Origin of the sequence: Enterobacter sp. 148H3 (assembly GCF_034107425.1) — a bacterium.
In the GTDB taxonomy this organism is placed as follows: Bacteria; Pseudomonadota; Gammaproteobacteria; order Enterobacterales; family Enterobacteriaceae; genus Enterobacter; species Enterobacter vonholyi.
In genome coordinates this window covers 158,125-172,926 of the sequence record NZ_JAWNEI010000010.1, presented here as the reverse complement: position 1 = coordinate 172,926, position 14,802 = coordinate 158,125, and the positions used below count along the sequence as shown (strand labels likewise).

At 55.9% G+C, this 14,802-nt stretch carries 12 protein-coding genes; 7 read left to right on the top strand and 5 right to left on the bottom strand.

Annotated elements, in window-relative coordinates; genetic code table 11:
- The 5 genes from accB to USH94_RS16110 form a co-directional block, all read right to left on the bottom strand.
- Window positions 1–462 carry an acetyl-CoA carboxylase biotin carboxyl carrier protein gene (gene accB, locus USH94_RS16130; protein ID WP_010436174.1) on the bottom strand — a complete coding sequence of 154 codons (462 nt, stop codon included), beginning with the start codon at window positions 460–462 and terminating at the stop codon, window positions 1–3.
- 21 nt (window positions 463–483) lie between these two features.
- On the bottom strand, window positions 484–936 hold the full coding sequence (aroQ, locus tag USH94_RS16125; protein ID WP_023309405.1) for a type II 3-dehydroquinate dehydratase: 453 nt from the start codon (window positions 934–936) through the stop codon (window positions 484–486).
- Window positions 937–1,170: 234 nt separating this feature from the next.
- On the bottom strand, window positions 1,171–1,770 hold the full coding sequence (gene msrQ / locus USH94_RS16120) for a protein-methionine-sulfoxide reductase heme-binding subunit MsrQ (protein ID WP_111964998.1): 600 nt from the start codon (window positions 1,768–1,770) through the stop codon (window positions 1,171–1,173).
- Window positions 1,771–2,772 carry a protein-methionine-sulfoxide reductase catalytic subunit MsrP gene (gene msrP, locus USH94_RS16115; RefSeq protein WP_111964997.1) on the bottom strand — a complete coding sequence of 334 codons (1,002 nt, stop codon included), beginning with the start codon at window positions 2,770–2,772 and terminating at the stop codon, window positions 1,771–1,773.
- Window positions 2,773–2,849: 77 nt separating this feature from the next.
- Complete coding sequence (locus USH94_RS16110; RefSeq protein ID WP_111964996.1) at window positions 2,850–3,824, bottom strand: MDR family oxidoreductase; 975 nt, start codon at window positions 3,822–3,824, stop codon at window positions 2,850–2,852.
- A 183-nt stretch (window positions 3,825–4,007) separates the two neighbouring features.
- On the opposite strand from USH94_RS16110, the gene csrD reads away from it, so the two are divergent.
- The 7 genes from csrD (at window position 4,008) to yhdP (ending at window position 14,747) form a co-directional block, all read left to right on the top strand.
- The gene (gene csrD, locus USH94_RS16105; RefSeq protein WP_111964995.1) at window positions 4,008–5,948 is read left to right on the top strand and encodes an RNase E specificity factor CsrD; all 1,941 of its coding nucleotides are present in this window, start codon (window positions 4,008–4,010) and stop codon (window positions 5,946–5,948) included.
- A gap of 282 nt (window positions 5,949–6,230) precedes the next feature.
- Window positions 6,231–7,274, top strand: a complete 1,044-nt coding sequence (gene mreB / locus USH94_RS16100; RefSeq protein WP_000913396.1) for a rod shape-determining protein MreB — start codon at window positions 6,231–6,233, stop codon at window positions 7,272–7,274.
- A gap of 62 nt (window positions 7,275–7,336) precedes the next feature.
- Window positions 7,337–8,353, top strand: a complete 1,017-nt coding sequence (mreC, locus tag USH94_RS16095) for a rod shape-determining protein MreC (RefSeq protein ID WP_023309400.1) — start codon at window positions 7,337–7,339, stop codon at window positions 8,351–8,353.
- Window positions 8,353–8,841, top strand: coding sequence for a rod shape-determining protein MreD (gene mreD / locus USH94_RS16090; RefSeq protein WP_023309399.1), 489 nt, complete (start codon window positions 8,353–8,355; stop codon window positions 8,839–8,841). The genes mreC and mreD overlap by 1 nt, the downstream gene beginning before the upstream one ends.
- Before the next feature lie 9 nt (window positions 8,842–8,850).
- Window positions 8,851–9,444 carry a Maf family protein gene (locus USH94_RS16085; protein WP_111964994.1) on the top strand — a complete coding sequence of 198 codons (594 nt, stop codon included), beginning with the start codon at window positions 8,851–8,853 and terminating at the stop codon, window positions 9,442–9,444.
- Entirely contained in the window at window positions 9,434–10,903 is a 1,470-nt protein-coding gene (gene rng, locus USH94_RS16080) for a ribonuclease G (RefSeq protein WP_111964993.1), read from the top strand. The genes USH94_RS16085 and rng overlap by 11 nt, the downstream gene beginning before the upstream one ends.
- 40 nt (window positions 10,904–10,943) lie before the next feature.
- Complete coding sequence (gene yhdP / locus USH94_RS16075) at window positions 10,944–14,747, top strand: AsmA2 domain-containing protein YhdP (protein ID WP_111964992.1); 3,804 nt, start codon at window positions 10,944–10,946, stop codon at window positions 14,745–14,747.
- Window positions 14,748–14,802: the final 55 nt, after the last annotated feature.

Genomic DNA, 14,802 nt, shown 5'->3' with positions numbered 1-14,802 from the left:
TTACTCGATGACGACCAGCGGCTCGTCAAATTCAACCGGCTGACCACTTTCGACCAGAATCGCTTTCACAGTACCTGATTTGTCTGCTTCGATCTGGTTCATCATTTTCATCGCTTCAACGATGCACAGGGTATCGCCGACGTTGACTTTCTGACCCACTTCGATGAACGCCTTCGCGTCAGGGCTCGGGGTGCGGTAGAAAGTACCAACCATTGGGGAACGTACGATGTGACCACTGATTTCTGCTGCAGCGGCAGGTGCGGCTTCAGCTGCTGGTGCAACGGCTGCGGAGAGCGCAGGCTGCTGCACTGGCGCAGCATAAGCCTGCTGCATTACCGGGAAGCTAGCGGCTGGGGCTGCACGGCTGATGCGTACAGACTCTTCGCCTTCAGAAATTTCCAGTTCGGAGATGCCTGATTCTTCAACCAGCTCGATCAGTTTTTTAATCTTACGAATATCCATGAGTGGGTTCCGTACTCTTGTTTAGTGTGATTGTGACAAGCGTTTTACCGCTGTCTGTAAAGCGTATGAATAGCCGTCTGCGCCCAGTCCACAGATAACGCCAGCAGCGATATCCGACAGATACGAATGGTGGCGGAACGGCTCTCGTGCGTGCACGTTACTCAGGTGGATCTCGATAAACGGGATACTCACCGCGAGCAGTGCGTCGCGGATAGCAACACTGGTGTGCGTAAACGCGGCCGGATTGATCAGGATATAGTCCACATTGTCTTTAGCCTGATGAATACGGTCGATGAGTGCGTACTCCGCATTCGACTGAAAATGATCCAAATCCACATTCAGCGACGCTGCTTCCGTTCCAAGACGGTTAACAATTTCACTCAATGTCAGCGTGCCGTACTTCTCTGGCTCACGGGTGCCGAGCATGTTCAGGTTCGGTCCGTTCAAAACTAAGATATGGAACTTATCAGTCATTATGCCGCTATCTCCTGCGATTTTCGGGTAAAAAACAAAATATACCTTCGAAACGCAAATGTCACCTTTTCAGAGGCTTAAAACCGCTGTCAGGCGAACCAAGGTCGCACATTATAACGATTTCGTAGCATTTAGCAGCTAAATACTGGTCTTATCAGGGAAGATTATCAACCGCTATCCGAAAAAGATTTGCGGTTGACGGGTAATCTGCGGGAAAACGCACAGTTTCGCGAACTATCGCAACCACTGACGGAACTTCTTGTAACGCCATGCTAAAAGCGCCACGGCGGCCAGTGCGTACAGGACCGGCTGCGGGGAGAGGATCTTCACCGACCACAGGTAATGAATGGGAGCGAGGATCGCGACAAGATAGACGAAGTTGTGCAGCAGCTGCCAGCGCCTGCCCAGTTTTCGCTGTGCATATTGCGTGGAGGTTAGCGCTAACGCCAGTAAAACCACCCAGCTCACGATGCCCAGCGTCAGATAAGGGCGTGTCACCAGTTCGCGGCCAAGCAGCGCCAGATTGTTAATTCCCAGTTCCAGCAGGGCATAGCTGGTAAGGTGCAGCGTTGCCCAGGCAAAACACCATAGCCCTAACAGCCGACGGGTGCGTATCAATAAGGGTTGTTTAGCGTAGCGCGCCAGCGGCGAGACGAGCAAGGTGGCCAGCAAAAATTTCAGAGCCATCCGACCGGTAAAATGCTGGATATCCTTGGCCGGGTCTGCGCTAAAGAGCCCCTGACTGGCGGCCCAGAACAGCCAAATAAAAGGAAGTACCCCGGCCAGGTGCAGCAGCACTTTCAGCCAGGTAATCTGTTTTGCCGTTAGACGCACTCAGAAGTTCTCCCGTAAGTTGAGACCACGATAAAGCGAGGCCACTTCATCCGCATAACCATTAAACAGCAGCGTCGGCTGGCGCTTCACGTCCAGCGCACCGCCGGAACCAATAAACCGCTCGGTCGCTTGCGACCAGCGCGGATGATCCACATGCGGGTTCACGTTGGCGAAGAAACCGTATTCGTCCGGGGCCGCCAGATTCCAGGTGGTTGGCGGCCGCTCACGGGTAAGCTTAATGCTGACGATAGATTTAATCCCTTTGAAGCCATATTTCCACGGTACGGTTAAACGGATGGGGGCACCGTTTTGCGGCGGAAGCGCCTTACCGTAAACGCCGACGGTCAGCAGGGTGAGGGGGTGCATAGCTTCGTCGAGACGTAACCCTTCTACATACGGATAATCAAGCCCGCCGCCGATAAACCGATCTTTCTGCCCGGGCATTTCGTCCGGCGCATAGCGCGTCTGGAAGGCGACATATTTTGCATTGCTGGTGGGCTCAACCATCGCCAGCAATTTATGCAGCGGGAAGCCGACCCAGGGCACAACCATCGACCAGGCTTCCACGCAGCGCATGCGATAGATACGCTCTTCGAGCGGGAAACGGGTGGTGAGATCGTGGTGGTCCAGCGTCAGGGGTTTCGCCACTTCGCCATCAATCTTCAGCGTCCACGGATCGGTTTTGAGGCTTCCCGCGTTGGCGGCAGGATCGGCCTTGTCTAGACCAAATTCGTAGAAGTTGTTGTAGCCGGTGACTTTATCTTCCGGCGTAAGCGTCAGTTTGTTTTGCCATTCAGCCGGTTTCGTAAAGGTGAGCGGGGCGCCGGAAGGAGCCTTTGGCCGATCGTTGCCTTTAAACCAGTCGAGCAGGTCGGCGTGAGCCGAAGGCGAGAGCGAGAGCGCGGTGGCGCTGATGCCAAGCATTTTCAGGATCTGGCGGCGCTGTAGCATAAAGACAGACTCAGACGTTACGTCGGCTTCCGTCAGTTTTCGGTTTTTCATGGCATCCTCCGTCATGCGTTTTCCTAAGCATGACGGAGGAGAGTGATTCGCGCGAATATGTCACGAAAATTTGAAGATTAGGCGATTTTCACCAGCGCGCGACCGTGGAACTGGTTATCCATGATCTTAGAGGCATATTCCGGCGCCTGGCTCAGGTTTATCTCCGTCGCGCTCTGGGTATAGAAAGATTCCGGCAGATCGCGCACCAGCCGTTCCCAGGCTTCATGGCGACGAGCCGCAGGGGTCATCACGGAATCCACGCCCTGCAGGCGGACGTTACGCAGAATAAACGGCATCACGGTGGTTGGCAGGGCAAATCCGCCCGCCAGACCGCAGGCTGCCACGCAGCCGCCGTAGTTCATCTGCGCCAGGATTTTTGCCAGCACCTTATCACCTACGGTATCCACAGCCCCTGCCCAGACCTGTTTTTCCAGCGGACGGGTTTCAGCGAATTCGTCACGGCTGAGAATGCGGTTTGCACCGAGCTGGCGCAGATAGTCATGGGTGCTTTCACGGCCGGAAACCGCAGCGACCTGATAGCCCAGCTTGTGGAGCAGCGTGACAGCCGTGCTGCCCACGCCGCCGCTGGCGCCGGTGACGACAATTTCACCCGACTCAGGGCGGATACCCGCTTCTTCCAGCGCGATCACGCACAGCATGGCGGTAAAGCCTGCCGTACCGACGATCATCGCCTTGCGGCCATCCATGCCTTTCGGCATCGGCACCAGCCAGTCGCCCTTCACGCGCGCCTGCGTGGCCAGCCCACCCCAGTGATTTTCACCCACACCCCAGCCGGTGAGCAGCACCTGCTGGCCCGGATGGAAGCGCGGATCCTCGCTGGTATGAACCCGGCCCGCGAAATCAATACCTGGCACCATAGGGAAATTTCGGATGATTTTACCCTTACCGGTAATAGCCAGCGCATCTTTATAATTTAAACTGGACCAGTCGATGTCGACGGTTACTTCGCCTTCCGGCAGGCGGCTCTCTTCTACCGGCTGCACTGAGGCGAGCGTTTTGCCGTCCTGCTGTTCTAAGATCAAAGCCTGCATACGGGGTCCTCTCAACTCATATGATTGGAAAATAATTTCTGAAGACTATACTCGCTCAGGGAAACGCAGTGCCGATTTAACGCAATAAATTGCCAGATACACCCGATTTGGTAGTATGCCGCATTTGAAATGCAAGTTAGCGCTTACTCGCTACCCCCATCAACCCACGGAGTAATCTCAAGGATGCGATTAACGACGAAGTTCTCAGCTTTTATCACCTTGCTGACGGGTCTTACTATTTTTGTCACCCTTCTGGGCTGCTCTCTCAGCTTTTACAACGCCATTCAGGACAAACTGGTCAATCGGGTACAGTCTGTCGCGTCGGTGATTGATACGCGTCTGCTAACGACGCCGCTACCAACGCTTACCAGTGAGCTTGATGAGTTGATGGTACCTGTTGATATTGTTCAGATCGACATTCAGCAGGGAAAGCATCGTGTTTTAAGCCATGAACGGCCGGGGAGCTATCGACCTGCGGGCGTGGTGAGCCAGTATCGGGAAGTAACGGTGCATTCCCTCAAAAATCCAGGGATGACCATACGCATGGTCTATCTCGATCCGATGGCCAGCTATTTCCGATCCATGATGACCACCGCGCCGCTCACCGTCGCGGTGGCGTTTATCGTCCTGCTGATCTTTCTCGCGGTCCGCTGGCTGCGCCGCCAGCTCTCCGGCCAGGAGCTGCTGGAGATGCGCTCCGTACGTATCCTGAACGGTGAACGCGGCCCGCAGGTGCGCGGCTCGGTTCATGAATGGCCTTCACGCGCCAGCAGCGCGCTGGATACCTTGCTCTCCGAAGTCCAGTTTGCCAGCGACCAGCGCAGCCGTATGGATACGCTGATCCGCTCTTATGCTGCGCAGGATAATAAAACTGGCCTTAACAATCGTCTTTTCTTTGATAATCAGCTGGCCACGCTGCTCGACGATTCAGAAAAAGTGGGGACACATGGGGTAGTGATGATGATTCGCCTGCCCGATTTCGATCTCCTGCGCGACACCTGGGGACAGCGGGCCGCGGAAGAAAATCTCTTTACGCTAATCAACCTGCTCTCCACCTTTATTATGCGCTACCCGGGCGCATTACTGGCCCGCTATCACCGCAGTGACTTTGCCGTGTTACTGCCGCACCGTACGCTGAAGGAGTCGGAAAGCATCGCCAGCCAGCTGCTGAAGGCGGTGGATGCGCTGCCGCAGAGCAAAATGCTCGACAGGGACGATATGGTCCATATGGGGATCTGCGCCTGGCGTGGCGGACAATCGACAGAACAGGTAATGGAACATGCGGAAGCCGCTACCCGCAACGCTGTCTTACAGGGGGCGAACGGATGGGCGGTGTATGATGACTCGCTGCCGGAAAAAGGGCGCGGCAACGTGCGCTGGCGAACGCTGATTGAGCAAATGCTTAGCCGCGGCGGACCGCGTATTTATCAAAAACCCGCGGTGATGAAAAACGGCAATGTTCATCACCGTGAACTGATGTGTCGTATTTTTGACGGTACCGAAGAGGTCATTTCGGCGGAATATCTGCCGATGGTGCTGCAATTTGGGCTGTCAGAAGAGTATGACCGCCAGCAAATTACCCGGCTGATTCCGTTTTTATCCTTCTGGCCTGAAGAAAACCTGGCGTTACAGGTCACTGTTGAGTCGTTAATACGCCCACGTTTTCAGCGCTGGCTACGTGATACATTAATGCAATGCGAAAAATCACAGCGCAAACACATTATTTTTGAACTTGCTGAGGCCGATGTAGGTCAACACATCAGCCGGTTACGTCCGGTGGTACGTTTGATCAATGCGCTCGGTGCGCGTGTAGCGGTGACGCAGGCTGGTTTAACGCTGGTCAGTACCAACTGGATCAAGGAACTGGATGTGGAGTTATTAAAGCTACATCCGGGGCTGGTAAGAAATATTGAGAAGCGTACGGAAAACCAGCTTCTGGTACAGAGTCTGGTAGAAGCATGCAAGGGAACGCGAACACAAGTGTTTGCCACGGGCGTGCGCTCCAGAAGCGAATGGCAGATGTTAACAGCGCGCGGCGTGATGGGTGGTCAGGGGGATTTTTTTGCTGCCTCTCAACCGCTTGACACCAACGTGAAAAAATATTTGCAAAGATACTCTGTTTGACCTGCCGTTTACGCTGTTTTCACGTAGAATATCGCGCCTGTAGCTTTGAGTATGTCGAGCAAAAAGCCAGTGAACGACCTTTAATGGGTTACAAACGTCAGTGGGGAACGCAACTGTTTACTCAGCCCTGAAGGAGTCAGGGGATGATTTTGTAACATCAGGAAACGTACTGCATAAATTTTCACCGTTGCAGATGATTTTTGCGCCTTGTCGCTGCTGCGTGTGGTTGGTAAAGTAAGCGGATTTTGTTTTCCGCCCCAGCTTTCAGGATTATCCCTTAGTATGTTGAAAAAATTTCGTGGCATGTTTTCCAATGACCTGTCCATTGACCTGGGTACCGCGAATACCCTTATTTATGTAAAAGGACAAGGCATCGTATTGAATGAGCCTTCCGTTGTGGCCATTCGTCAGGATCGTGCAGGCTCGCCAAAAAGCGTGGCCGCAGTGGGTCATGACGCGAAGCAGATGCTGGGTCGTACCCCTGGCAACATCGCCGCTATCCGCCCAATGAAAGACGGCGTTATCGCCGACTTCTTCGTGACTGAAAAAATGCTTCAGCACTTCATCAAGCAGGTTCACAGCAACAGCTTCATGCGTCCAAGCCCGCGTGTTCTGGTGTGTGTGCCGGTTGGCGCAACCCAGGTTGAACGTCGCGCAATCCGTGAATCTGCCCAGGGTGCAGGTGCGCGTGAAGTGTTCCTGATTGAAGAGCCAATGGCGGCGGCAATCGGTGCAGGTCTGCCTGTGTCTGAAGCGACCGGTTCCATGGTGGTGGATATCGGTGGTGGTACCACTGAAGTGGCCGTTATCTCTCTGAACGGCGTGGTGTACTCCTCTTCCGTACGTATCGGTGGTGACCGCTTCGACGAAGCCATCATTAATTATGTGCGCCGTAACTACGGCTCTCTGATCGGTGAAGCCACCGCAGAGCGTATCAAACATGAAATCGGCTCTGCGTATCCGGGCGATGAAGTGCGTGAGATCGAAGTACGTGGGCGTAACCTGGCTGAGGGTGTTCCACGCGGTTTCACCCTGAACTCCAACGAAATTCTGGAAGCACTGCAGGAACCACTGACGGGCATCGTGAGCGCGGTAATGGTCGCGCTGGAACAGTGTCCACCAGAGCTGGCGTCCGATATCTCCGAGCGCGGTATGGTTCTGACCGGTGGTGGTGCGCTGCTGCGTAACCTCGACCGCCTGTTAATGGAAGAGACAGGTATTCCTGTCGTAGTTGCAGAAGATCCACTGACTTGCGTCGCCCGTGGTGGTGGCAAGGCGCTGGAAATGATCGACATGCACGGCGGCGATTTGTTCAGCGAAGAGTAGTCGAGTTTGAGAGGGTAGCAATTTGCTACCCTTTCTCTCTGACGCGAGAATACGCATAGCCTATGAAGCCAATTTTTAGCCGTGGCCCATCGCTACAGTTTCGCCTTATTCTGGCGGTTCTGGTTGCGCTTGGGGTCATTATTGCCGATAGCCGCCTCGGTACGTTCAGCCAGATCAGAACGTACATGGATACCGCCGTCAGTCCTTTCTATTTTGTTTCAAATGGTCCCCGTGAACTGCTCGACTCCGTTTCTCAAACGCTGTCTTCACGCGACCAACTCGAACTCGAAAACCGGGCATTACGTCAGGAACTGTTGCTGAAAAACAGCGAACTGCTGATGCTGGGGCAATACAAGCAGGAAAACGCGCGACTGCGTGAACTGCTCGGCTCGCCGCTGCGTCAGGATGAGCAGAAGATGGTTACCCAGGTGATCTCCACCGTGAACGACCCTTACAGCGATCAGGTTGTGATCGACAAAGGGAGCGTCAACGGGGTGTATGAAGGCCAGCCAGTTATCAGTGATAAAGGCGTAGTTGGCCAGGTTGTTGCCGTCGCCAAACTGACCAGCCGCGTGCTGCTGATTTGCGACGCCACGCATGCGCTGCCGATCCAGGTCCTGCGCAACGACATCCGCGTGATCGCGGCCGGTAACGGCTGTACGGACGACCTGCAGCTGGAACACCTGCCGGCTAACACGGATATCCGCGTAGGCGACGTGCTGGTGACGTCTGGTCTGGGTGGACGCTTCCCTGAAGGTTATCCGGTTGCGGTGGTCTCTTCCGTCAAGCTGGATACCCAGCGTGCCTATACCGTGATTCAGGCGCGTCCAACTGCTGGTTTGCAGCGTCTGCGCTATCTGTTGCTGCTGTGGGGTGCCGATCGTAACGGGGCTAACCCGATGACGCCTGAAGAGGTCCATCGCGTAGCAAACGAGCGCCTGATGCAGATGATGCCGCAGGTTCTTCCGCCTGCGGATTCCATGGGGCCGCCTGCGCCAGTCCCGGCGCCGGCAACCGGGTTAACGCAGCCGCTGCCGGATGCGCCGCCACCGCCTAAACTCTCTTCGGGAGGGCAGTAGTGGCAAGCTATCGTAGCCAGGGACGCTGGGTCATCTGGCTCTCGTTTCTTATTGCACTGTTACTGCAGGTTATGCCCTGGCCGGATGACATTCTCGTTTTCCGGCCAAACTGGGTATTGCTCATTTTACTCTACTGGATCCTTGCCCTGCCGCATCGCGTAAATGTCGGCACGGGTTTCGTGATGGGTGCCATACTGGATCTCATTAGCGGCTCTACGCTTGGCGTGCGCGCCTTGTCCATGAGCATTATTGCGTACCTCGTCGCACTCAAATTCCAGCTCTTCCGTAACCTTGCGCTCTGGCAACAGGCCCTGGTTGTGATGTTGTTGTCGCTCGCTGCGGATATCGTTGTTTTCTGGGCAGAGTTTTTAGTGATCAACGTCTCTTTCCGACCGGAAGTGTTCTGGAGTAGTGTAGTAAACGGTGTGCTCTGGCCATGGCTATTCCTGCTGATGCGTAAGGTTCGCCAGCAGTTTGCTGTGCAATAAAAGGTTTCTATGACGTCTTTGTATCTCGCTTCCGGCTCCCCGCGCCGTCAGGAACTCCTGACGCAGCTAGGGGTCTCTTTTGAACGCATCGTGACCGGCATTGAAGAAAAACGTGCTGAGGGCGAAAGTGCTCAACAGTACGTGTCACGTCTGGCGCGGGAGAAAGCGCAGGCGGGCGTGGCCAGTGTGCCACGCGATCTTCCCGTGCTGGGGGCAGATACCATCGTTATCCTGAACGGTGAAGTGCTGGAGAAACCGCACGACGCCGATCATGCAGCGCGCATGCTGCGCAAGCTGTCCGGACAAACGCATCAGGTGATGACGGCCGTCGCGCTGGCTGACAGCCAGCACGTGCTGGACTGCCTGGTGGTGACGGAAGTGACCTTCAGAGTACTTACCGACGACGACATCGCCGCTTATATTGCCAGCGGTGAACCGATGGATAAAGCAGGTGCATACGGTATTCAGGGGCTGGGTGGCTGTTTTGTCAGGAAGATTCATGGCAGCTATCACGCCGTAGTCGGCTTACCGCTGGTGGAAACGTATGAGTTGCTGAGCAATTTTAACTCACTGCGTGAGGGAAGGGATAATTATGACGGCTGAATTGTTGGTAAACGTAACGCCCTCGGAAACCCGTGTGGCCTATATTGATGGTGGCATTCTTCAGGAAATTCATATTGAGCGTGAAGCGCGGCGCGGAATAGTAGGCAATATCTACAAAGGTCGTGTCAGTCGTGTACTACCGGGTATGCAGGCGGCTTTTGTAGATATTGGACTCGATAAGGCGGCATTTTTACATGCCTCCGATATCATGCCGCACACCGAGTGCGTCGCGGGCGAAGAGCAAAAGCAGTTTGCCGTACGCGACATTTCTGAACTGGTGCGTCAGGGACAGGATCTGATGGTGCAGGTGGTGAAAGATCCCCTCGGTACCAAAGGCGCTCGTCTGACCACCGACATCACCTTACCTTCCCGCTATCTGGTCTTTATGCCCGGCGCGTCGCACGTGGGCGTTTCGCAGCGTATTGAGAGTGAAACCGAGCGCGAGCGTCTGAAGAAAGTGGTCAGCGCCTACTGCGATGAACAGGGCGGATTTATCATCCGTACCGCCGCGGAAGGGATCAGCGAGGAAGACCTGGCGTCGGATGCGGCTTACCTGAAGCGCGTCTGGACAAAAGTGATGGAGCGTAAAAAACGCAACCAGACCCGCTATCAGCTTTATGGTGAGCTGGCGCTGGCGCAGCGCGTTCTGCGTGACTTTGCCGACGCGCAGCTCGACCGCATTCGCGTGGACTCTCGTCTGACGTACGAGGCCCTGCTCGAGTTTACCGCCGAATATATCCCTGAGATGCCTGGCCTGCTGGAGCACTACACCGGGCGTCAGCCGATCTTCGATCTCTATGATGTCGAAAACGAGATCCAGCGTGCCCTGGAGCGTAAGGTCGAGCTGAAGTCAGGCGGCTATCTGATCATCGATCAGACCGAAGCGATGACTACCGTCGATATCAACACCGGCGCTTTTGTCGGTCATCGCAACCTGGATGACACCATCTTCAACACCAACATCGAAGCCACTCAGGCCATTGCGCGCCAGCTTCGTCTGCGCAATCTGGGCGGCATTATCATTATCGACTTCATCGATATGAGTAATGAAGACCACCGTCGCCGCGTGCTGCACTCGCTTGAGCAGGCGCTGAGCAAAGACCGCGTGAAAACCAGCATTAACGGCTTCTCACAGCTGGGGCTGGTGGAAATGACGCGTAAGCGTACCCGCGAGAGCGTGGAGCATGTGCTGTGCAATGAATGCCCAACCTGCCATGGACGCGGAACGGTAAAGACGGTTGAGACCGTCTGCTACGAAATTATGCGTGAAATCGTCCGTGTTCATCATGCCTACGACTCCGATCGTTTTCTGGTCTATGCTTCCCCTGCGGTGGCTGAAGCGCTGAAAGGCGAAGAGTCACACGCGCTGGCGGAAGTGGAAATCTTTGTCGGCAAACAGGTAAAAGTACAAATTGAACCGCTCTATAACCAGGAGCAGTTTGACGTCGTAATGATGTAAGCGCAGTACGCTGCGTGACGAAGCTGACAAGGAGAGATGCGTGAGGCGATTGCCGGGGATTTTATTGCTTACAGGGGCAACGCTGGTCGTGATTGTCGCGTTGCTCGTGAGCGGGCTACGCCTCGTTTTACCGCATCTGGACAGCTGGCGTCCGCAGCTGCTGGCGAAAATCGAATCCACCACCGGCGTGCCGGTGAACGTAAGTCAGGTTAGCGCTAACTGGCAGAATTTTGGCCCGACGCTCGATGTCCGTGATATCAACGCCAGCCTGAAAGATGGCGGCTACCTGAAAATCAAACGCGTGACCCTGGCGCTGGACGTCTGGCAAAGCCTGCTGCATTTGCGCTGGCAGTTTCGCGATCTCACCTTTTATCAGCTTCAGTTTCTGACCAATACGCCGCTGTCTGGCGGCGATAGCGGTCAGGGTCTTGAAGCTAACCGCTTCAGCGATCTTTTCCTCCGCCAGTTCGATCATTTCGATCTGCGCGACAGCGAAGTGAGCTTTATTACCCTTTCCGGGCAGCGCGCCGAGCTGGCGATCCCGCAGCTTACCTGGCTTAACGGTAAGGATCGGCACCGCGCCGAGGGGCAGGTCAATCTCTCAAGCCTGAACGGCCAGCACGGCGTGATGCAGGTGCGCATGGATCTGCGTGACGATGACGGCCTGTTAAATAACGGCAAAGTCTGGCTTCAGGCCGACGATGTGGACGTCAAGCCGTGGCTTGGCGACTGGCTCCAGCAAAACATGCAGCTGGAAACGGCCCGCTTCAGCCTTGAGGGCTGGTTGACCCTGACGAAAGGCGAATTTGCCAGCGGTGATATCTGGCTCAAGCAGGGGGGCGCGAGCTGGAAAGGCGAAAAACAACAGCATCAGCTTTCCGTCGATAACCTCACCGCGCACGTGACGCAGGAGAAAGAGGGCTGGCAGTTTGCCATTCCCGATACGCGCATCACGATGGACGGCAAGCCGTGGCCGCGCGGTGCGCTGACGCTGGCCTGGATGCCGGAGCAGGACGTTGGCGGCACGGCCAGTAAACGCAGCGACGAGCTGCGCATCCGTGCCAGTAACCTGGATTTGGCCGCCATTGAAGGGCTACGCTCGATGGCGGCAAAGCTCTCTCCTGACCTGGGCGAGATCTGGCTGGCTACGCAGCCGAGCGGAAAGATAGATTCTCTGGCGCTGGATATCCCACTTCAGGCGACCGAAAAAACCCGTTTCCAGGCGACATGGAAAGATCTTGCCTGGAAGCAGTGGAAGCTGCTGCCGGGGGCGGAGCACTTTAGCGGCAAGCTGGAAGGCAGCGTGGAGAACGGCAGGCTGACGGTTGATATGCACGACGCCAAAATGCCTTACGAGACGGTCTTCCGTGCGCCGCTGGAAATCGAACAGGGCAACGCAGTGCTTAACTGGCTCCGTAACGATAAGGGTTTCCAGCTCGATGGCCGGCATATCGACGTCAAAGCGAAAGCGGTGCACGCGCGCGGCGATTTTCGCTATCTGCAGCCTGAAGGCGATGAGCCATGGCTGGGGATTCTGGCCGGGATCAGTACCGATGATGGCTCCCAGGCCTGGCGCTATTTCCCGGAAAACCTGATGGGGAAAGCGCTGGTAGACTATCTCAGCGGCGCGATTCAGGGCGGTCAGGCGGATAATGCCACGCTGGTCTACGGCGGTAATCCCCATCTGTTCCCGTACAAACACAATGAAGGTCAGTTCCAGGTTCTGGTCCCGCTGCATGACGCTACCTTCGCGTTCCAGCCGGGCTGGCCCGCGCTGAAAAAGCTGGATATCGAACTTAATTTCCTCAATGACGGACTCTGGATGAAGTCCGACAGCGTGGCGCTGGGCGGCGTGACGGCCAGCAATCTGACGGCCAACATCCCGGATTACTCCAAAGAGAAGCTGCTGATTGATGCCGAGATCAACGGTCCCGGTAAGGCGGTAGGACCGTACTTTGAGGAGACGCCGCTGAAAGAGTCACTGGCGGCGACGCTTCAGCAGCTGCAGCTTGATGGCGATGTGAATGCTCGCTTACATCTTGATATCCCGCTGGACGGAGAGATGACCACCGCCAAAGGTGATGTCCGCCTGAAGAATAACAGCCTGTTCATCAAACCCCTTGAAAGCACGCTGAAAAATCTCAGCGGGCAGTTCAGCTTTGAGAACGGTAACCTGAAGAGCGAGCCGCTTACTGCCAGCTGGTTTAATCAGCCCGTGAATATCGACTTCACGACCACAGAGGGTGAAAAGGCTTATCAGGTGGCCGTCAATCTGGACGGTAACTGGCAGCCAGCGCGTATGGACGTCCTGCCGAAGCCCATTGAGGCGTCGGTGGATGGCGCGGTCGCCTGGCAGGGTAAAGTGGCAATCGACCTGCCTTATCACGCGGGAGCCCAGTATAAGGTCGACATCACGGGTGACCTGAAGAATATTCGAAGCCAGCTGCCAGCGCCGCTGGATAAACAGGCCGGACAGCCGCTGCCGGTAAAGCTGAACGTCGATGGCAACCTGAACAGCTTCGCACTGACCGGCAGCGCGGGCGGGACAAACCACTTCAACAGCCGCTGGTTGCTTAACCGCAAGCTCACCCTCGACAAAGCCATCTGGACAACGGATAGCCGCTCCACGCCGCCGCTGCCGGAGCAGACGGGCGTTGAGCTGAATCTCCCACCGATGGACGGTGCAGAGTGGCTAGCGCTGTTCCAGAAAGGCGTTGGGCAAAACGTTGATGAAACCGCCCAGTTCCCGCAAACCATTACCGTACGTACGCCTTCGCTGATGCTGGGCGGGCAGCAGTGGAACAACCTGAGCATCGTCTCGCAGCCTGGCGCTAACGGCACGAAGGTAGAGGCCCAGGGCAGAGAGATCAACGGTACTTTGACCATGCGCAATCACGCGCCATGGCAGGCGGCGATTCGCTATCTCTACTACAACCCGGCAAGCGCCACGAGCGGGAAAGATAAACCGGCGGAAGCGTCTCCGCTGAGTAATGCCTCCCGCGTCGATTTTAGCGGCTGGCCCGATCTCCAGCTGCGCTGCGCTGAGTGCTGGCTGTGGGGGCAGAAATATGGCCGTATTGACGGTGATTTCACTATTCAGGCCAACACGCTTACGCTCTCCGGTGGCCTGGTTGATACCGGCTTTGGCCGCATGACGGCCGCAGGGGAATGGGTGAATAACCCGGGCGAACAGCGAACGTCCCTCAAGGGTGACATTAAAGGCAACAAGCTGGATGCGGCAGCCAATTTCTTTGGTATCAGCACGCCGCTGCGCGGCTCGTCATTTGACGTCGATTACGATCTTCACTGGCGTGACGCTCCGTGGAAGCCGGATGAGGCCTCGCTGAACGGCATTCTGAAAACCCACTTTGGTAAAGGTGAGATCGCCGACGTGAGCACGGGGCGCGCCGGGCAGATCCTGCGCCTGCTGAGTTTTGATGCGCTGCTGCGCAAGCTGCGCTTCGATTTCAGCGATACGTTCAGCGAAGGTTTCTACTACGATTCCATCCGCAGTACGGCATGGATTAAGGACGGCGTTCTGCATACGGACGATACTCTGGTGGATGGCCTGGAAGCGGATATCGCCATGAAAGGCTCGGTCAACCTCGTGCGCCGCGAACTGGATATGGAAGCCGTGGTGGCACCGGAAATTTCCGCGAGCGTGGGCGTTGCGGCGGCCTTTGTGGTGAACCCGATTGTCGGTGCGGCGGTGTTTGCCGCCAGCAAAGTGCTGGGGCCGCTGTGGAGCAAGGTCTCCATTCTGCGCTACCGCATTACCGGTCCGGTCGATAAACCGCAGATTAACGAGGTGCTGCGCCAGCCGCGCAAAGATGCACAGCAATGATTTGACGTGGGCAGGTAATTGCCTCACTCTCAATAAATACGATCTTTATACCGCC